We start from the raw sequence: 19,930 nt of genomic DNA, 5'->3' as shown, positions 1-19,930 counted from the left end.
CTAGGGATGCGCGGTTGCCGGGCAAGGCTGGTTGGGCAGGTTACTCGGCGGTCACCGGGAAATCGAAGCGCTGCTTTTGAAATGGCTCGCGGGCCAGCGCAAAATGCCACCATTCGCGCGCGTAGTTCTTGAACCCGCCAGCACGCATGGCATCGACGAGCAGCTTTCGGTTTGCCGCAGCTTTGGCGCCGAGCGGGCGACGCGCGGTCTCGCTCATCGGTCGAAACAATCGAAGCCGGTGCCGAAATCGAGGGTGTCGGCATCGATCGCGCCGCAGGCCGGTTTCGGCACGGGCGTACTGTCGACAGGCGCGATGGCAACATCGACGGTCGAGCCGCGCGAATGACTGGACAGTTCGCCGACATAGCCCTTGGCGATGAGATCGCCACGCTTGACCTTCGGATACCATTGCGGGTCCGGCGGTCCACCCGCGGCCGTCCATTCGCCCATGTCGGCAACGGCGCGGGCAGGGCGATAGCAGTCGAAGACGACCAGCGTCAGGCCTCTGGTGGCCATCGCCCGCTGGACTCTGGAAAGTGCCTCGGCGGCCTCCCGGGTCAAAATGCAGACCGGCGCGTCATAGCCATTCACCTTGCGGTGCAGAAAATTGTCGGCGTTGGCGTAGCGAATGTCCTGGCGGATCGATGGGGCGACATCGGCGAGGCGAACGAAACCCGCGGGGAGGGGATCGGCAGGCGCCGGCAGGGCCGAGCCGGCAATCATCAGCGCACAAAAGCCAATGCGCTGAATCGCCTGGCGCATTCTATTCAAGGATCGCTTTCACTGGACGAAGACCTTCACACTGGCAGCCCGTCCTGCGGCGTCGATGACGGTGAGCGTCGAATAGCCCGCGCCGTCGGGCAGCCAGGTCGCGGTGCGGCGGCGGTCGAGGCCGATGAGGGGCTTGCCATTGGCCAGCCAGCGGAACGGGGCGCGGCCGCCTTGCAATTTCAGCACCAGCGGCGAGGCGTCGGCCGAGTTGGTGGAGAGATCGACGCGGGCGCCGTCCGGCGGGAAGATGATGCTCGGCGCCGGTTCGGTCGGCGTCGCCTGCACCAGGCCATCCGCGCCGGCGCCGAAGCGGGCGAGCGTCACAGGCAGGTCCTCGCGCTTGGGTGTGAAGGCACCGGGCGGTTTGCCTGGCAGCGGTACGGTGGCGAGGCCCGAGCGGACAAAGCCTTCGAACAGGATCGGGGCGGCCGAGACATAGCCGGAGAGGCCCGGCACCGCGCCGGCATCGGGCCTGCCGACCCAGACGCCCAGCACATAGCGGCCATCGAAGCCCACCGACCAGGCGTCGCGGTAGCCGTAGGAGGTTCCGGTCTTGTAGGCGATGCCGCGCTGCAAGGCACCTTCCGGCGGTTTTACTCCGGAGAGGATGTCGATGATCTGCCAATTGGCCTGGTCGCTGAGGATGGTGGCGGTCGAACTCACGGCATTGGCCGGTTCGGTGCCGTCGCGCAGCGAGTGCGTCTTGCCGCCATTGGCGAGCCCCGTATAGAGCTGGACGAGGTCGCGCAGCGTGACGCCGACGCCACCAAGCCCGATGGCCAGCCCCGGCGCCTCATTGACCGGCAGGATTGGGTTGACGCCCGCCTGGCGGAAGCGCGCCGTCAGCCGCGCCGGACCGACCGCGTCGAGCACCCGGATCGCCGGGACGTTGAGCGACAATTGCAGCGCCTGTCGGATCGAGACATCGCCCTGATAGCCCATGTCGAAATTCTTGGGTCTGTAGCCGCTGAAATCGACCGGGCTGTCCTCGATCAGCGTCTCCTGCGCCACCAGTCCCTGTTCGAAGGCGAGGCCATAGATGAACGGCTTCAGCGTCGAGCCGGGCGAGCGCACGACCTTGGTCATGTCGATCCAGCCGGAACGGCTGGAATCGAAGAAATTGGCCGAGCCGACTTCGCCCAGAATGTCGCCGGTGCGGGCATCGGCCAGCACCATGGCGACCGACAGACGCGGCCCGAGCCTGGTGGCGGCGTCGCGGGCCACCTGTTCCAGTCCTTGCTGAACGCTTTTGCGAATCGTCAGCTTGAGCGGCTGGCCGGGGACGGCCTTGGGCAGCATCGCGTAAGAGGCATGCGGGGCGAGCGCCGGCAAGCGCCGGCGCAGGCCCAACACATCGTCAAGCGCCGCGCGTGCCGCCTCGCGTTCGCCGATCAGGCCTGATGAGACCATGCGGGTGAGCACACGGTCGCGAGCTGCGTGGGCGATCTGCAGGTTGCGGTCAGGGCGGCGTTTTTCCGGCAGTTGCGGGAGGGCCACCAGAAGCGCGGCTTCGGAAACGGTGAGCCGCTTTGGCTCCTTGCCGAAATAGGCGAGCGAAGCGGCACGCACGCCCTCCAGATTGCCGCCATAGGGCGCCAGTGTGAGATAGCGTTGGAGGATCTCGCGCTTCGACAACCGCCGCTCGATCTGGATGGCCCGCAGCATCTGCTTGAGCTTGGAGCCGAGGCTGCGGCTCTCGCGCGGCTCGATCAGGCGGGCGAGCTGCATCGACAGGGTCGAGCCGCCGGAGACGATATGGCCGCTGGTTGCGAACTGGCCGGCGGCGCGCGCCAGCGCCAGCACGTCGACCCCCTCATGGTCCCAGAAGCGCTTGTCCTCATAGGTGACCAGCATGTCGACGAACTGCTTGTCGACCTGGTCGAGCCGGGTTTCCAGCCGCCAGTAGCCGTCCGGTGTGGCAAAGGCGCGCAACAGCTGGCCGTCGCAGTCCTGGACTTCCGTGGAGACGGTGAGCCTTTCAGGAAGCGGGGGCGGGAAGGCGCGGTCGAGTTGCCAGAGGGCGGCGGCGGCAATCGTGAAGAAGGCGGCAAGGGAGGCAACTGCGATGGCAGCGCGACGGAGGAGTTTCTTGGAAAGCATGGCGCCGCCCCTCATCCGGCTGCCGCCACCTTCTCCCCGTTTAGTGACGGGGAGAAGGGAGCTGTGGCATGCATTGGCGCCTTTCCTGCGACGTTTAAAGCTGGCGAAAGCTTTGGTGCAGGCTTCTTTCTCCCCGTCTCTATACGGGGAGAAATGCCCGGCAGGGCAATGAGGGGCGGCGCGAACCTCACGTTCATTTCCGCCAAGGCACCTTACGGTGCCTTGATCTCCATCATGCCGGTAGCTGTACGGGCCGAATATTGCGGACGGTACATGTCCTCCACCGTTGCCGCCGGATGGGCATAGGTGCCCGGCGTCACGGCGCGCACGACATAGGCAAGCGTCAGATTGTGGTCGTGGTCGCCATCGGCCGGGTTGAATGCCGCGACGAAGCGATCGTCGCGGAATTCCAGATGCGCGGCGTCGGTCTGTGCCAGCCAGGAGAAGTTCGTCAACTGGGCGCTGGAGACCAGGCCTGGATTGTCGATCTCGAAGCCGGCCGGCAACAGGTCGGTGACCAGCAGGCGCGACGGCCAGCTGTTCTGCTCGGTGACCTTGAGCACGACGACATAGCGTTCGTTCTGGGTTGCCTCGGTCACATTGGCTTCAGTGCCGTCGAGCTTGTAGTAGGTGCGGCTGATGGTGAAGCCGTCACCGCCGGCCGGCAAGGGCTGGATCGGCGACGCCACGGTGGTGACGACGGCCTGCAGCGGGGTCTCGCCGGTGTTGGCGATTTCGAGCGGGCTGTCGATAAGCTCGGAGCCGTTGACCTGGTTGGAATAGCCGCCGGAATGCGGCGCGCCATTGACGGTGAGCGCGATGGAGTCGTTGCCCTCCTTCAGCGCGCGCGCCGCCAGCAGCATCCAGGAATCGTCCTGGGTGCTGGTCCAGCGGGCTTCGGCGCGTTCCCTGGTCACCAGTTTGATCAGCTCGGGCACGATGGTCGATACCGGCTTCGATTCCGCCGCCAGCGACAGCATCGCCGCGCCGTCGCGCAACGCCGAACCGTAGTCGGAGCGGTACCAGTCGTAGTCCGTGCTCGACTTGGCGAGCTGCAGCGCGGTCTTGAACGTCGCCTCTGAACGCTGCGTGTCGCCGTAGAGCGCCAGGCTCGCCGCCAATTGGGCAACGGCCATCGGGCTCGAGAAGGCTTCGAGCTGGGTGTCGGCGTAATAGCGCAGATCGCCGATCGAGGCCTTCTTGTTGCGGGCGAGCACATAGAGGGCGTAGGCGATCTCGCTGCCGCGGTCCTGTACGCTCTGGTCGTAGCCGAGCGAGTTCTGCAGGTTGTTGAGGGCCTGGTTCATCGCCAGAGCCGGCACGTCGTATTTCTGCTCCCGCGCCCTGGTCAGGAATTCGCTGACATAGGCGTCGAGCCACGGGTCGCCGGAGCCCGGACCCCACAGGCCGAAGCTGCCGCTCGAGGACTGGTAGCTCAGGACCTTGTAGATCGCGTCCTGGATGCGGCCGTGCAGGTCAGGGTCGCTTTCCATGCCGACGCCGGATGCCATCTCGTTGACGTAGAGAAGCGGCATGGCGCGGCTGGTGGTCTGCTCGGCGCAGCCATAGGGGTAGCGATCAAGCGTCATCAGCAGCGAGGGCACGTCGAAGGCTGCCGCCTGCGAAACGCCGACACTGGCCGAAGCGCCGTCGAGCAGGCTGGCCGCCAAGAGTTCCTTGTCGACGCGCAGAGCGCCGCCATTGCCCTTGAGGTCGACCACAAGGCGCGTGGTGACCGGCAATTGCGCCGGGCGCACCGGCACATAGAGCGTCTGCTCGACCTTGGTGCCGTCGGCGTGCGCCAGCTTGATGGTGAGCGAGGCATTGCCCGCTGTCCTGGCGATCAGCGGCACGGTCAGCGTCTGGCGCTTGCCCTGGGCGAGCGTCAGCTTCTGGGGCAGGGGCTTGTCGCCCGTCGACAGGTCGCCCGTCGTATCGATCGACAGCGCGTAGTCGCCGGCCGGGCCGTCGGTGTCGGCCACGTCGAGGCGCATGACGGCGTTGTCGCCAGGCGCCAGGAAGCGCGGCAGGCCGGCGGTAATCACTATGGGATCGCGCACGATCACGTCCGCCTGGGCATGGCCGACCGCTTCCTTGGTCCAGGCGACGGCCATGACGCGCACGGTGCCGTTGAACTGCGGGATATCGAAGTCGATCCGCGCCTTGCCGTCGGCATCGAGCTGGACGATGCCGGAGAAGAAGGCGACCAGCTTTTCGGTGGGCGGGCTGCCCTGCGCCTGCATGTTGGCGCCGTCGCCGCCGGTCCGGAGCTTGCCGGTGGTGCCCAGCGAGCCATCGATCAGGCGGCCGTAGATGTCGCGGATCTCCATGCCGAGCATGCGCTGGCCGAAGAACCAGTTCTCCGGATCCGGCGCCTTGTAGTTGGTCAAATTGAGGATGCCGACATCGACGGCGGCAACCATGACATAGGCGTTCGTGCCCGGCTGCACTCCGGCCACGGAAACCGGGATCGACAGCTGCTGGCGCGGCACGGTCTTGTCGGGCGGCGTCAGCGTGATGGCGAGCTTCTTGGCGCCCGGATCGACCGTCAGCCACTTCACGCCGATGGCGCGGGCCGGCATGCGCGTTTCCTGCGCATCGCCCGGCCGGAACAGGGTTGCCGTGACATAGGCGCCGGCACCCCAATCGTCACCGACGGGGATATCGACGGTGCCGCCGCCTGCCGGTACGGTCGCCGTGATGGTCTTCAACAGCTTGTCGGAACCGATGTTGATCAGAAGTTCGCCGGCAAAATGCGGCGAGATTTTCAGCTTCGCCACTTCGCCCGCGGCATAATTGTCCTTGTCGAGCGCGATCTCAAGGCCATCAGGCGTTTCGGTGGTCGTCGAGGCGACATACCAGCCGGCGTCGAACTCGTAGCTGGTCGCCGGCCCCTCGGGATCGGATGTCTCGACCTCGAGCCGGTACTGGCCCCAATCGACCGGCACGGAGACGGTTGCGTCGCCGTCGGCGCCGAGGTCGACCTGGCCGTTGGCGATCGACTTGGTGAAGGAGACCGGCTCGTAGTTCCAGGAGTTGTTGGAGCGGTACCACTGGTAATTGCGTTCGACCTTGACCAGTGTCCACTGCGCGCCTTTCAGCGCCTCGCGCTTGCCGTTGGGATCGACGGCGATCAGGCTGAACTTGGCGGTGCCGCCCTGCGGCACTTCGCCATCGGCGAAGTCCGGTCGGATGCCGATCATCTGGCCTTGCGGGCGGATGCCGATGTTGAGCGAGCGCTCGATGGCGCGGCCGCCGGTTTCGCGCATGCGCACCGTCACCTTGCCGTCGACCAGCTTGGTGGTCGAGGGCAACTGGTCGACGGTAACAGGGAAGGTCGCCTTGCCGTCATCGCCGACCACCGGCAGGTCGGTGAGCGGCGTGACCGTCGGCTCCGCCGACTGCTCGTCGGCGAGGCCGAAGGAAAAGTTGGGAAAGCGGTCCCAGTCACGAGAGGTCGACAGCGTCAACTCCCCTTCCAGCGCAAGGCCCGCCGCCGGCGCGCCATAGAGGAAGCGGCCGTCAATGTCGATGTTGGCGGTTTCGCCCCGCGCAATCTCCTGCTTGTCGGCTTTCATGTCGAATTCGATGCGATCCGGCACGAAGTCCTCGACCAGGAACATCTGGCTGGCCACCGCCGGCTGCTTGGGATCGGTGTGGATCGACACCGACCATGTGCCGCGCATGGCGTTGGGTTCGAGCGGCAGGTCGACGGCATGGCCGCCGGCCGAGGCGCCGTCACTGACGATGCGGCGGTCCTCGACGCCATCGGGGCGCGAGAAGATGAAGGTCAGCGGCAGGTTTTCGACCGCCTTGCTCGCACCATCGCGGGCAAGGGCGGCGACATGGACGTCCTCGCCGGCGCGGTAGATGCCGCGCTCGGTCCAGGCATAGACATCGAGCGCGCCTGGTGCCGCGCGTCCGGTGACGCCACGGTCGGACAGGTCGAAGCCGGCCTTGGCCATGTCGAGGAAGACGAAGTCATTATCGCCCTGCTTGGCCATCAGCACGGCCGGCACCATGCCGCCGTCACCGCGCGTCAGGCCGGGGTTGAAAACGGCGTGGCCGTCGGCATCCGACGTCGCGGTGCCGAGAACCTCGTTGTTCCTGGCGACCAGCGTCAGTTCGGCGCCGGCAATCGGCTTGGCGCTGCCCAGCGAACGGGCAAAGACATTGAGCCCGTCCTGGCCGGTATAGGTCGACAGGCCGATGTCGGAGACGACGAACCACTGCGTGGCCAGCGAACCGTAGTCGTCGCTCTTGTCGTTGACGGGCTGGGCGGTCAGCACATAGACGCCGGGCTTACGCTGCGGCAGCGCTTCGTCGACCGGGAAGGAGGTGGTGACTTCCTTGTTGAGGTCATTGCCGATGTCGAGCTGGCCCTGCCAGACCGGTGCGCCCATCTGCTCGGAAATGTTGGAGATGTCATAGCCGTCGAGCTGGTGCAGGAACTGGTAGCCCGACAGAAGCTGCGCCAGCGAACGGTCGCCGATGCGGTAGAGCTTCATTTCGGCGGCGTTCATGTTGACGGTGACGACCGGGATGCCGCGACGCGCGCCGGCCGGCAGCACGAAGCTGTCGCCGGTGAAGCGGGCGGACGGCGCGCGGTCCTGCACATAGATCGACAGCACCACGGGGGCGGCGGTCACTTCGCCGATCGCCGCCGGCAGCCCAGCGCGGAAGGTGACGTCGTAGTGCTGGCCATGCTCCAGGCCCTCCACGCAGATCTGCTTGTCCTTGGCCTCGACGCCCTTGGGCGGCGCGTTGTCGACGGTGACGAACTGCGCGTAGTCGACGCCGGTCTTGATCAGGTCCTCGGAGAATTGCGCGCAGATGCGTGGCGCGCTGGTGTCGGCATCGATGCTGTGATCGACAACGCGGAACCCTTTGCGGGCCTTCAGATCGGCATAGTCGGCCTGGACCGCGGGCGAGCTTTCCAGCGCAAGGCTGGCCTCATAGGCCTGCAGCGCCGGCCGGTAGAGATCGCGCTTGTCGAGACCGTTGCCGAGCAGCGCCAGCACTTCGGCGCGCGTCTTGGTGGTGCGCAGCAGCTTATAGGCGTTGAAGGCGGCCGACGTGCCGTTTGCCGGCAAAGTCGAGGCTTCGGAGGTGTTGGCGGCAGGCTGCACGGCCAGCGTTTCGCGCGCCAGCTTGAGCCAGAGCTGGCCATCGTCAGGCATGACCGAGACCGCGGCCTCGTATTTCTGCATGGCGGAGCGATGGTCGCCGGTCAACACGGCCTGTTCGGCGGCATTGGTCAGCGCCGCCATTCCCTCTGTCGGCTTGTCGAAGGCCGGGCCGAGCAGCTTGTTGCGGTATTGCTGGGCCTGGTCGGCCATCCAGTTGGGAAAGAAGGCGAGTTCCGGCGGCGCGCCGATGTCGGGATCGCCGTCCATGTTGACGACCTTGCCGGCGACCGCGCCGGTGAAGGATTTCAACTGGTTATAGTCGGATTTGAGAAAGCACCATTTTGCCTTGGTGTTGTAGGTGAAAGCGCGGCAGGCCGGATCGCCGAGGCATGTCGTCTTGCACTGGTCGAGCGTGACGTTCTGGTCGGACCGGAGATCGAAGCCGAAATAATCGGAATTGTCCGTCGTCGCAATTCGCCGGGCCTCGGCCGCTTGCGCGACGCTACCCCAGGCAAGGAAGAAAAGGACGAGAATCGACAGACCACGAGCCGCGCGCATTGCCATTACACCCTCCAGACAATTGCAGACGTCCGGGCATGATCAAGCTTCATTCGGGCTTGTCAACGCGCGAACGCGGCAGGTGCCGCCTGCCAACGGTTTATTTTCCGGCCAAGGACCGGTATGCGGACAGTAACCTCCATGGGAAAGGGGATCACGCTTTCTTGCGGAAACGCAGAAGGTGTGAATTCCAAGCCCGTCCTATTTCAGACAATTGGATTGTGGCCCCTTTACGAGCGCTTCAGAACTTCATTCCAATTTTAGTTTTACGAACTAGGTTGTCTTAATGCCGGCGTATGAAGAGCAGATGTCAGGAGGGATCGCGCCAGGGCGCGTGCTTCCGCGCGCCCTGCTTTTGGCCATGATGTGCTCGATGGCGCTGCTTTGCGAATCGAGGCCGGCGGCCGCATTCGAGCTTTTCGGCATCAAGCTGTGGGGATCGTCCAGCGACGAGGACGCCGACATTGTCGATCCCCTGCGCTATACGGTGACCATCTCCGCGCCCGATGCCGACAAGGACCTGGTCAAGAAGCTCGAAAACGCCTCGGCGCTGAAAGGCGACGAGGACCGGCCGGTTTCGGGCTCGCTCGGGCTGATGGCCAAGGCACGCAGCGACCGTGAACAGCTGGTCGCCGCCCTTTATGCCGATGCCCGTTATGAAGGCGTCGTCACCCTCACCATCGACGGCAAGCCGCTCGACGAATTGCCGCCGGACGCCGAATTCAAGGGGCCGCAGCCCATTCCGGTGGCGATCGCCATCTCGGCCGGCCCCAAATTCACGCTCGGCAACATCAGGCTGGAAGGCGACGCGGCGGGGCTGATGAGCGCCGATTATGGCCTGATAGCAGGCGGCGACGCCGGATCGGGCGCTGTGCTCAAGGCCGAGGCGCTGATCGTGCGGACGCTGAAGGAGCAGGGCAGGCCGCTGGCCAAGGTGACCGGCCGGCAGATCGTCGCCGACCACGCCACATCGACGCTCGACGTGACGCTGACGGTCGCGGCCGGGCCGGTAGCCGGCTATGGCGCGACCACGGTGGAAGGCACCGAGAAGGTCGACCGCGACTTCACCGAATACATGACTGGGCTGAAGCGCGGCAAGCAGTACTCGCCGCAGGAAATCAGCGACGCGCGCGACAGGCTGCTGGCGCTCGAGGTGTTCAACAGTGTCACCTTCAAGGAAGCCGACAAGCTCGATGCCGACGGCAACATCCCGATCGGCGTTCAGGTCAGCGAGCGCAAGCCGCGTTATTTCGGGCTGGGCGGCACATTCTCGAACACCGAGGGGCTTGGCTTGGAGGGCTACTGGGGCCATCGCAACCTGTTTGGCCGTGCCGAAAAGCTGCGCATCGACGGTGCCATCAGCGGCATCGGCAGCAACAATCTGTCCGAACTGAACTACAACGCCGGCGTCATGTTCGAGAAACCCGGCGTCATCGGGCCGGCGTCGAAGTTTTTCGCCAGCGTCAAGACGGTGCTGGAACATCCCGACGCCTACGACCATTTCTCGGTCAAGGGCAGCACCGGCCTGTCTTATGAACTCGACAAGAAGCAGACCGTGTCGGCCGAGGTCGCGCTCGATTATTCGCGCATTCACGACGCCTTCGGCAAGCACAAATACCTGATCGCCAGCATTCCGCTGCAGTATGTCTATGACAACAGAGACAACCGGCTCAATCCGACCACCGGCTTCCGTTTGCTGGCCTATGCCGAGCCGAGCTACGACATTTTGAGCGGTGCGGCCTTCCTCAAGCTGAAGGGCGAAGGGTCGGCCTATCAATCGCTGGACACGGCCTCGAAGTTCGTGCTGGCCGAACGTGTCGCGGTAGGCTCGATCGTCGGTACCGGGCTGCAGAACGTCCCGGCCGACCGGCGTTTTTATTCCGGCGGCGGCGGTTCGGTGCGCGGCTATGCCTATCAGGGCATCGGCCCGAAGGACTTCACCGGCCAGCCGATCGGCGGCCTGTCCTTCTTCGAGACTTCGGTCGAGATGCGCATCGCCGTCACCGACACGATCGGCATCGTGCCGTTCGTCGATGCCGGCACCGTGTCGACCAAGTCGGTTCCCAACTTCTCCGACGTCAAGGTCGGCGCCGGTGTCGGCCTGCGCTACGTCACGCCGTTCGGGCCGCTGCGCATCGACGCGGCCGTGCCGCTCAACCGCGATCCAGGTGATCCGCATTTCGGCATCTATGCCGGCATCGGACAGGCGTTCTGACGATGAAAACGGTCTGGCGCATCCTTCGCATTGTCCTTTACACGCTGCTGATCGTGGTCGCGGGTGCGATCGGCGCGCTGGTCGTGCTGACCAAGACCGAGCGCGGGCGCGACAACCTCGCCGGCATCATTTCGCGGCTGGGTTCGAGCGCCGACCGCAAGGTCACCGTCAGCGGCATCAACGGCATCTGGTCGGGTAATCTCAGCGTCGACCATGTCGTGCTTGAGGACCGTGAGGGCGCCTGGCTGGTGGCGCGCAAGGTGGCCGTCGACTGGTCGCCGACGGCACTTCTGTCCAAAAGCTTCAGCGCCGATCGCATCGCCGCCGATCGCGTCGAACTGGCACGCCTGCCGGTGGCCGGTACGCAGCCGCCCGCGCAGAGCGGCACGACGACGCTGCCGGTCTCCATCGACATCAAGCAGATCGAGCTGCCGGAAATCGCGCTTGGCCAGCAACTGGCCGGCAGCGGCATCGCCGAGCTCGCGGCCAAGGGAATGCTCAAGGCCGATGCCGCGCCACTGGCGGTCCAGACGGTGCTCAATGTCACCCGTCATGACGGCAAACAGGGCAATGTCGACGCCAAGATCCATTTCGCACCCGCCGATAACAAGCTGGACCTCGACCTCAAGGCATCGGAGCCGGCCGGCGGCATCATTGCCAACCTGCTCAAGCTGCCGGATGCGCCACCAGTAGATATCGTGGTTTCGGGCAGTGGGCCGCTTGCCAACTGGAGCGGTGTCGGCACCTTCCTCGTCGACCATCGGATCGTCACCCAGCTCACCGGCCGTCACCAGCTCACCGACAAGGGCAATCATGTCGAGGCAAAGGGCGACGGCGATTTTGCCCGCTTCCTGCCGGAAAACCTGAAGCCGTTGTTTGCCGGCAAGACCAGCTTCGATGTCGCGGGCACCGCCACGTCGGTGGGCGGCATCAGCATCGACCGGGCCAGCATCGAGAGCGATGCGGTGCACGGCACCGCGTCCGGCATTGCCGATCCTGCCGGCGCCAGCGACCTGTCGGTCGAACTCGCCGCCAAGGGCCCGCCCGTGGTGATCAGCGTCGGCAGCAAGGCGCAGCCGATCACGCTCGCGATCAAGAACGCCACAGCGCGCGCCTTCGGCGACGGCAAGGCGCCGATCGTCGACATCGGCGCCTCCTTCGTTTCGATCGTCGCCGGCGGCACGCGGCTGGACGATCTGGCGGCGCAAATCCATTCCGATGGTTTCGATATCCAGAACCGCGCCGGCCCGGTTGCCGTCAAGCTGGAGGCGGGCGGCCTGAAAACCGACATCGCGACGTTGGCGCCGCTGATCACCGGCAAGGTCAATGTCGATCTGGCCGGTTCGATCAGCAAGGACGCCGTTATTGCCATCGATCAGGGTACGCTGCGCTCCGATGCGGTCAATGCCTCGCTGACCGCGACGGTGGCGCTCGCCGACATGTCGATGCAGCTCAAAATGAATGCCGATGCCGTGGCGACCGCGTTTCCCCAGCAGATCGCCTCGGTGCTCGGCGGGCGGGTGAAATTCTCGGCCACGGCATCGCGCGATCCGCAGGGCTCTTTCGCCGCAAACTCGATCGAACTCACTTCGGGATCGCTCAGCGCCAGCGGTACGGCCAGCATGCAAGGCACTGACATCCAGGCCGACATCAAGGGCAAATTAGGCGACGTTTCGGTGTTGTCGCCGACGGTCGGCGTGCCGGTTGCCGGCGGGGCCGATTTCGCGCTGTCGGCAAGCGGCGCGATGACCGCGCCGGATTTCACCGTTAGCGCCAACAGCGACAGCCTGACCGCTTCGGGCCGCACGGTGAAGGCCATCAAGCTGACCGCGAGCGGCAAGGCCGACATAACGAACCCTTCCGCCAACGTCTCGCTGACCGGCGCCGTCAACGACCAGCCGCTCGACATCAAGGCGGCCCTGGTGACCAGCGAGGGCAAGCGTTCGATCAATGGCTTCCTGGTATCGCTGGGCGACAACAAGGTCTCAGGCGACCTGGCGCTCGACGACAAGTTCATGCCCCTGGGCACGCTGACGCTCGCCGCACCTGCCATCGACCAGTTGGCCGCGCTCGCCGGCCAGGCGGTGACCGGCGATATCAACGGCACCATCCTGTTCGCCAAGGACGGCGATGCACCGTCCATTGCCATCGATGCCAAGAGCACCTCGGTCGCGCGTGGCGAGGTGACGGCCAAAGCGATCGCCATCAATGCGCTGGTCGCCAATTATCTCAAGGCGCCGGCGATCTCGGGCACCATCAAGGCCGATGCGGTCACTTCGGGAAGCACGGAAATCAGCGGCATCGGCGTCGACCTCAAGCGCGACGGCGACTGGACCGATTTCACTGGTGGCGCGACCATAGCGGGCATTCCTGCAACCGCTGCCGGCCGGGTGAAGATCGCCGAGGGCACGACCAGCGTCGAGATCGCCTCGGGCGAGGCCACCGTTCGCGGCATCAAGGCGGCGGTCGCCGAACCTTCGGCTCTGACCATCGCCGACGGTGCGGCCAAGATCGAGAAGCTGGCGCTCGATATTGGCGGCGGCAAGGTGGCGCTGTCGGGCAGCGCCGGCGAGACGCTCGATCTGGCGGCGCAGGTCTCCGCCTTGCCGGCGGCGCTTGCCAATGCGTTTTCGCCTGGCCTGGATGCCACGGGAACGCTTCACGGTATCGCTGAAGTGAGCGGAGCGCCGGCAACTCCCGATATCCGGTTCAACGCGAAACTGGCCGGTGCCGAGACCAGCCAGACCCGCCAGGCAGGGCTCGGACCGCTCGCCGTCGATGCGGCCGGCAGCTACACGATCGCCGGCGGCGTCGCCCTCGACCATGCAACCCTGTCCGGCGACAAGGTCTCTGGGCAGGCCACAGGCACCATCAATCCGAACGGGGCGAGCGATTTTGCGATCGATCTGACCTCGTCGGGTCCCAGCCTGCCGCTGACGGTCGGCAGCGCCGAGAGCCCCGTCAAGATCGAGGTCCGATCAGTATCGGCTAAAATCGCGGGCGAAAGCACGCATGCCCGACTGGACCTTTCCGTGATCCTGCCCTCGGTCGTTACCAGCCCGGCGAAGGTGGACGGACTGACCTTGGCACTGCACTCGGACGCATTCGATCTCCGGAATCGCGCCGGGCCGGTTTCCGGAACGGTATCGGTGGACAAGGTTGGGCTCGACAATCCAACGATCGCGCCGCTTATCGCCGGCAAGGTCACGGCCGCGCTCAGCGCCCGGCTGAGCGCCGACACTGTGGCTATCGACAGCGGCTCGCTGAAAAGCGATGCGCTGAGCAGCCAGGTGGCCGGTCAGGTATCGCTGCGTGACGGTGCCATCGATCTCAACCTGAAGGCGGATGCGCCATCGTCGGCCTTGCCGGCGGCGGCGCGCGGCATGCTTGGCGACCGCGCCCAGATAAGCGCCATGCTGAAGCGCGAACCCAACGGCAATCTCCACATCGGTGGATTGAAGCTGACTTCCGGCGCGCTGAGCGCCGACGGACAGGCAAGCCTTGCCGACAACAAGGTGACCGCCGACGTCAAGGGGACGCTGAGCGACATCTCGCCATTGTCGAAGGATGCCACGGGCGCCATCGCCTTCGCGCTGAGCGCGCAAGGGCCGGCCATGGCGCCCGACCTGTCGCTTACCGTCAACAGCGACAGACTGTCGGTGGCATCGCGCGAGATCACCGGATTGAAGCTCACGGCTACCGGCAAGGCCGATGCCGCCAATCCGGCGGCCAATGTCCAACTCACCGGCAATGTCGCCGGGCAGGCGCTGCAGGGGAGTGCCGTGCTGGCAACGGCGAACGGCAAGAGCGCCGTCAACGGCCTGCTGCTGTCGCTGGGCAAGAACCGGATCTCGGGCGATCTGGCGCTGGACGACAAGTTCGTGCCTGAAGGCATCATTTCGCTCGACCTCCCCGACATCGGGCCGCTTGCCGCACTGGCACTGGAAAAGGCCGAAGGCGACGTTCGCGGCACGATCGCCTTCTCCAGGAATGGCGCGGCGCCGCAGGTCGCCATCAAGGCGACGACCGGCTCGATCATACGCGGCGACCTGCAGGCGAAGGCCGTCTCGGTCGATGCGCTGATCGCCAATTATCTCGCCGCTCCCGTGATTTCAGGCAAGATCCGCGCCGACACCGTCACCTCGGGCGGTACGGTGATCAGCGGCATCAATGTCGATTTGAAGCGCGATGGCGACTGGACCGGCTTTTCCGGTGGAGCGACGGTCAAGGGCATTCCGGCGCAGGCGGCAGGCCGGGTGAAGGTAGCCAACGGGACGACCACCATCGAGCTTGCTTCAGGCCAGGCGACCGTCCAGGGCATCAAGGCGGCCATCGCCCAGGCCTCGACCGTCAGCATCGCCAATGGCACGACGACGTTGGACAGGCTGGTGCTCAACCTTGGCGGCGGCACCGCGACGGTGACCGGCAAGGTCGGGCAGGCGCTCGACATCAATGCGGTGCTGGCACGCGTGCCGATGTCGCTCGCCAACAGTTTTTCGCCCGGGCTCGATGCCGCGGGTTCCATTTCCGGCACGGTGAAGGTGACGGGCGCACCGGCGAGCCCCGCGGTTGCCTTCAACATAGACGCGGCCGGCGTGCAGACATCGCAGACCCGTGGCGCGGGCGTCGGCGCGGTGAGCGTTTCTTCGTCCGGCACCTTTGCCGGCAACAAGCTGGCCTTCAACGCCAATATCAGCGACGGGGCCGGCCTTGGGCTCAAGGGCGGCGGCACGGTGACGACGGTGGGCACTCCGGCGCTGGCGCTCGACTTCAACGGTGCGGTGCCATTCGGCCTTCTCAGCGAGAAACTTGCCGCGCAGGGCTTGTCGCTGACCGGCAACGCCAACGTCAATGTCCAGGTGCGTGGTCCGGCGACATCTCCGGTGATCGGCGGCAGCGTCAAAACCTCCGGCGCGCGGCTGGTCGATGCACGCTCGGGCCTTGCCATCAACGATATCGCGGCCGATGTCTCGGTCGGCAATGGCGTTGCCAGGGTCAATCGGTTGACCGGAACCCTGTCGACGCGCGGCAGCCTGTCGGCCAGTGGCACGGTCGGCATCAATCCGGCGCAAGGATTCCCGGCCGACCTGTCGATCAAGCTCACGGACGGTCGTTATACGGACGGTCGCGTGGTGACCGCCAACCTTGGCGGCGACCTGACGATCAAGGGGCCGCTGACTTCGGCACCGGCGATTGCCGGCACCGTCAACCTGGCCAAGACCGTCATCACGGTCCCGGACAAATTGCCGGGCTCGCTCTCGGCGCTCGACGTCAAGCACAAGAATGCGCCGGGTCCGGTCAGGGCGCAGGACAAGGCGCTGCGCCCGGCGACGACCAGCGGCAAGAGCGGTGGCAGCGGCCTTGCACTCGACGTCACGGTCAACGCGCCGAACCAGATCTTCATCCAGGGCAGGGGTGTCGACGCCGAATTCGGTGGCTCGCTCAAGCTAACCGGCCCGGCCTCGTCGCCGCAAGCCGTCGGCACCTTCACCTTGCAGCGCGGCCGGCTGTCGATCCTTGGCAAGCGGCTGACCTTCACCGAAGGCACGGTCGGGTTCTCGGGTTCGCTGGTGCCTTACCTCAATCTGACGGCGACGACGACCACGACCGGCGCGACCGTCACCATCGTGGTGTCGGGCGAGGCGACCAATCCCAAATTCACCTTCAGTTCGGTGCCTGCGCTGCCGGAGGACGAGGTGCTGGCGCAGCTGATCTTCGGGCGGTCGATGTCGAACCTGTCGCCGCTGCAGATCGCACAGCTGGCCGAGGCCGCCGGACAATTGGCCGGCGTCGGCGGTTCGACGTCGCTTCTGGAAAACCTGCGCAGCGCCATCGGCGTTGACGACCTCGACGTGACCACCGATGATAAGGGCGGCACGGCGGTCTCAGCCGGCAAGTACCTGAACGACCGCACCTATGTGACCATCCAGAAGGGCGACAAGCCGGGTTCCGGCAAGGCGACCATCGATCTCAATGTCGGGCGCGGCGTCAAATTGCGCGGCGAGGCGACGGACGCCGGCGAAGCCAAGGGCGGCATCTTCTACGAGAAGGAATATTGAGGGCCTGGCCTTCATCCTGGCCGCAACTGGCGCTGTCGTAACCAGTGCGAATGTCTCATTTAATCGCCCGAAGAGATTTTGGCGAAATCTGGGCGCACTAGCAATTTTGCGCCAAGACTGTCGCTATCACGCGAACTGCCCCCCTTCCAAAGTTGCACATTCGCTAACATGTTCCCAATCCATGCCGTCTTTGACATCATGGCCCGGATGCGGAATGTTAATCGGCGGAAAGCCAACAATGGGAGTTAGTCATGACAATCTATAAGAGCAACGGCGACAGCGTTCCGGATCACATCCTGGCGATGGCCGAAGAAGCCAAGTCGGGCAAAGTCGATCGCCGCGAATTCCTCGCGCTCGCCAGCGTCTTCGGTGCCTCGACCGCCATGGCCTACGGCCTGCTCGGCCTTGCCGCTCCGACTCCGGCCAAGGCCGAGGACGTCCAGGGCAAGAAGGGCGGCGTGCTGAAAGTGGCGATGTCGGTCAAGGATCCCAAGGATCCGCGTACCGCCGACTGGTCCGAGATTTCCAACGCCGAGCGCCAGGCCCTCGAGCCGCTGGTGAAATACACCAAGGAGTACACATTCGCTCCATATCTGCTGGCAAGCTGGGACATCAACGACGACGCCACCGAGTACACGCTGCATGTGCGGCCTGGCGTCGAATGGAACAATGGCGACAAGTTCACCGCCGATGACGTGATCTACAATTTCACCCGCTGGGCCGACAAATCAGCCGAAGGCAACTCGATGCCTGGACGTCTCGGCAGCCTCGTTGACGAAAAGACCAAGAAGTTGCGCGAAGGGTCGATCGTTAAGGTCGACGACATGACCGTCAAACTGAAGCTGTCGAAGCCCGACATCGCCATCATCCCGAACCTGTGCGACTATCCCGGCCTCGTCGTCCACAAGAGCTTCGACGAGAAGGGCGCCAACTTCAAGAACTGCCCGATCGGCACTGGTCCGTTCGAGCTCGTCTCCTATGATGTCGGCCAGAAGGTGGTCTACAAGCGCCGCACGACCGGCAAGTGGTGGCAGGGCGAAGCCTTCCTCGACGGCGTCGAGTTCATCGACTACGGCACCGATCCCGCCGCGACCGTTTCGGCCTTCGAATCGGGCGAAGTGCAGACCAACCACGAAACGACCGCCGACTACGTCAAGATCATCGCGGACGTCGGCGCGCCGCCTTCGGAAGTGGTGACCGCGGCTACCGTGGTGTCGCGCTTCAACGTCAACGCCAAGCCTTATGGCGACCAGAAGGTGCGTCAGGCGATGTGCCTGGCCGTCGACAATTCGGTGGTCCTGCAGCTCGGCTACGGCAATGCCGGCACGCCGGCCGAAAACCACCATGTCGCGCCGATCCATCCGGAATATGTCGAACTGCCGAAGATCAAGCGCGACGTCGCCAAGGCCAAGCAGATGCTGACGGAAGCCGGCGTGATCGATTTCGAACACGAGCTGATCAGCAACGACGAGGACTACCACAAGAACACCACGGACGCGATCGCGGCCCAGCTGCGCGAGGCCGGCATCAAGGTGAAGCGCACCGTGCTGCCGAGCTCGACCTTTTGGAACGACTGGACGAAGTATCCATTCTCGGAGACCAACTGGAACATGCGTCCGCTTGGCATCCAGGTCATCGCCATCGCCTACCGCTCGGGCGAAGCCTGGAACGAGACGGCCTATGCCAATCCGGACTTCGACAAGAAGGTCAACGAGGCGCTCGGCATCGCCGATGCGGAGAAGCGCAAGGTGGTGATGAAGGACATCGAGCAGATGCTGCAGGATTCCGGCATCATCATCCAGCCTTACTGGCGCAAGCTCTACATCAACATCAAGCCCGAGGTGAAGAACCACTCGATGCACCCCACCTACGAGCACGATTTCGGCAAGGTCTGGCTCGATCAGGCGTGACCGCTGCTTGATGGATATGAGGGGCGCCTGCCCCTCATATTCGCAGGATCGTCGCCGTTGCATTGGATGCAGCGGCGGCGGGACGCTACAAGGTTTTCGTCACAGGGTTGACCATATCTGACCCCAACCCGGCCGGCAGGGGGGCACAATGTTCTCATTCATCATCAGACGCATCGGCACGATACTGCTCACGATGCTGTGCCTGACGCTGGTCGTCTTCTTCCTCGTCAATCTCGAACCCAATCTGAAAAAGCTGGCGATCAGCCAGACCGAAATGCACACATCGGCGGAGCAACTCGAAAGCTGGCTGGTCAATCACGGCTATCGCCAGAATTTCTTCGTTCGCTATGGCCAGTGGCTCGGCGTCGTGCCCAAGCAGCCGATCACGGATCCGGCGACCGGAAAGACCACGCAGCGCTTCTCCTTCTGCAATGACCCGGCCGTGCCGACATTCTCCGGCGTGATCGAGGGCGATTTCGGCTGCTCGACCAAGTTCAAGACCACGGTCGCGGCCAAGCTGTTCCCTGCGCTGGGCGCTACCGGCATTCTGATGCTCTGCGTGCTGGGCGTAATGGTGCCGGTGTCGCTGCTGGTTGGCATCCTTGCCGGCATGCGGGAGGGGTCGCGCACCGATCGCGTGCTGTCGATCGCCTCGATCGCCTCGACGGCGACGCCTGAATATGTGTCGGGTGTCATCTTCACCGTCATCTTCGCTTCGTGGCTCGGCTGGCTGAACGGGTCGGCCGCGTCCGCGAGCCAGGGCATCACCTTTTACAATTTCACCCTGCCGGTGATCACGCTGGCGATCTACGGCATCGGCTATATCGCACGCATGACACGCGCCTCGATGGTCGAGGTGATGACGCAGCAATATATCCGCACGGCACGCCTGAAGGGGCTTTCCTTCAAAAGCGTCGTGGTCAAGCACGCGCTGCGCAACGCCTTGATCGCACCGTTCACCGTCATCATGCTGCAGTTCCCCTGGCTGCTCACCGGCGTCGTCATCGTCGAGGTGATGTTCCGCTACCAGGGCTTCGGCTACACGCTGGTCGAGGCCGCCGGCAACAACGACATCGATCTTCTGCTCGGCTGTTCGCTGGTCTCGGTGTTCATCGTGCTGATCACCCAGCTCATTTCCGACGTCGGCTACGCATTCCTCAATCCGCGCATCCGCGTTCAGTAGGGAGA

8 protein-coding genes are annotated in these 19,930 nt (G+C 64.8%); 4 read left to right on the top strand and 4 right to left on the bottom strand.

What is annotated here, in order from left to right:
- Positions 1-40: 40 nt before the first annotated feature.
- The 4 genes from LB557_RS31560 to LB557_RS07015 all read right to left on the bottom strand — a co-directional run bounded on the left by LB557_RS31560 (position 41) and on the right by LB557_RS07015 (position 8,564).
- The gene (locus tag LB557_RS31560) at positions 41-217 is read right to left on the bottom strand and encodes a M15 family metallopeptidase (protein WP_263496717.1); all 177 of its coding nucleotides are present in this window, start codon (positions 215-217) and stop codon (positions 41-43) included.
- The gene (locus LB557_RS07025; RefSeq protein WP_263496716.1) at positions 214-762 is read right to left on the bottom strand and encodes a M15 family metallopeptidase; all 549 of its coding nucleotides are present in this window, start codon (positions 760-762) and stop codon (positions 214-216) included. Before LB557_RS07025 ends, LB557_RS31560 begins: the two co-directional genes overlap by 4 nt.
- 18 nt (positions 763-780) lie before the next feature.
- Complete coding sequence (pbpC, locus tag LB557_RS07020; RefSeq protein WP_224683916.1) at positions 781-2,871, bottom strand: penicillin-binding protein 1C; 2,091 nt, start codon at positions 2,869-2,871, stop codon at positions 781-783.
- 212 nt (positions 2,872-3,083) lie between these two features.
- Complete coding sequence (locus LB557_RS07015) at positions 3,084-8,564, bottom strand: alpha-2-macroglobulin family protein (protein ID WP_224641251.1); 5,481 nt, start codon at positions 8,562-8,564, stop codon at positions 3,084-3,086.
- Positions 8,565-8,844: 280 nt separating this feature from the next.
- Here LB557_RS07015 and LB557_RS07010 point away from each other — a divergent pair, with 280 nt between their 5' ends.
- From LB557_RS07010 to LB557_RS06995, 4 genes are all read left to right on the top strand, one after another.
- On the top strand, positions 8,845-10,773 hold the full coding sequence (locus tag LB557_RS07010) for an autotransporter assembly complex protein TamA (RefSeq protein ID WP_224641253.1): 1,929 nt from the start codon (positions 8,845-8,847) through the stop codon (positions 10,771-10,773).
- Between the two features lie 2 nt (positions 10,774-10,775).
- Positions 10,776-16,832, top strand: coding sequence for a translocation/assembly module TamB domain-containing protein (locus LB557_RS07005; protein ID WP_224641255.1), 6,057 nt, complete (start codon positions 10,776-10,778; stop codon positions 16,830-16,832).
- A 251-nt stretch (positions 16,833-17,083) separates the two neighbouring features.
- Complete coding sequence (locus LB557_RS07000; RefSeq protein WP_015317134.1) at positions 17,084-18,742, top strand: ABC transporter substrate-binding protein; 1,659 nt, start codon at positions 17,084-17,086, stop codon at positions 18,740-18,742.
- A gap of 148 nt (positions 18,743-18,890) precedes the next feature.
- Complete coding sequence (locus tag LB557_RS06995; protein ID WP_015317135.1) at positions 18,891-19,925, top strand: ABC transporter permease; 1,035 nt, start codon at positions 18,891-18,893, stop codon at positions 19,923-19,925.
- The last annotated feature ends 5 nt before the right edge of the window (positions 19,926-19,930 follow it).

This window comes from Mesorhizobium sp. BR115XR7A, assembly GCF_020165315.1.
Classification (GTDB): Bacteria; Pseudomonadota; Alphaproteobacteria; order Rhizobiales; family Rhizobiaceae; genus Mesorhizobium; species Mesorhizobium australicum.
The sequence above is the reverse complement of the archived record's forward strand: the minus strand, read 5'-3'. Positions and strand labels throughout refer to the sequence as shown.

Bases quoted from the DNA above. Each gene is read 5' to 3' on its own strand.
- LB557_RS07000 (WP_015317134.1), top strand. From the start codon at position 17,084: ATGACAATCTATAAGAGCAACGGCGACAGCGTTCCGGATCACATCCTG.
- pbpC (WP_224683916.1), bottom strand. From the start codon at position 2,871: ATGCTTTCCAAGAAACTCCTCCGTCGCGCTGCCATCGCAGTTGCCTCC.
- LB557_RS31560 (WP_263496717.1), bottom strand. From the start codon at position 217: ATGAGCGAGACCGCGCGTCGCCCGCTCGGCGCCAAAGCTGCGGCAAAC.
- LB557_RS07010 (WP_224641253.1), top strand. From the start codon at position 8,845: ATGCCGGCGTATGAAGAGCAGATGTCAGGAGGGATCGCGCCAGGGCGC.
- LB557_RS06995 (WP_015317135.1), top strand. From the start codon at position 18,891: ATGTTCTCATTCATCATCAGACGCATCGGCACGATACTGCTCACGATG.
- LB557_RS07015 (WP_224641251.1), bottom strand. From the start codon at position 8,564: ATGGCAATGCGCGCGGCTCGTGGTCTGTCGATTCTCGTCCTTTTCTTC.
- LB557_RS07025 (WP_263496716.1), bottom strand. From the start codon at position 762: ATGCGCCAGGCGATTCAGCGCATTGGCTTTTGTGCGCTGATGATTGCC.
- LB557_RS07005 (WP_224641255.1), top strand. From the start codon at position 10,776: ATGAAAACGGTCTGGCGCATCCTTCGCATTGTCCTTTACACGCTGCTG.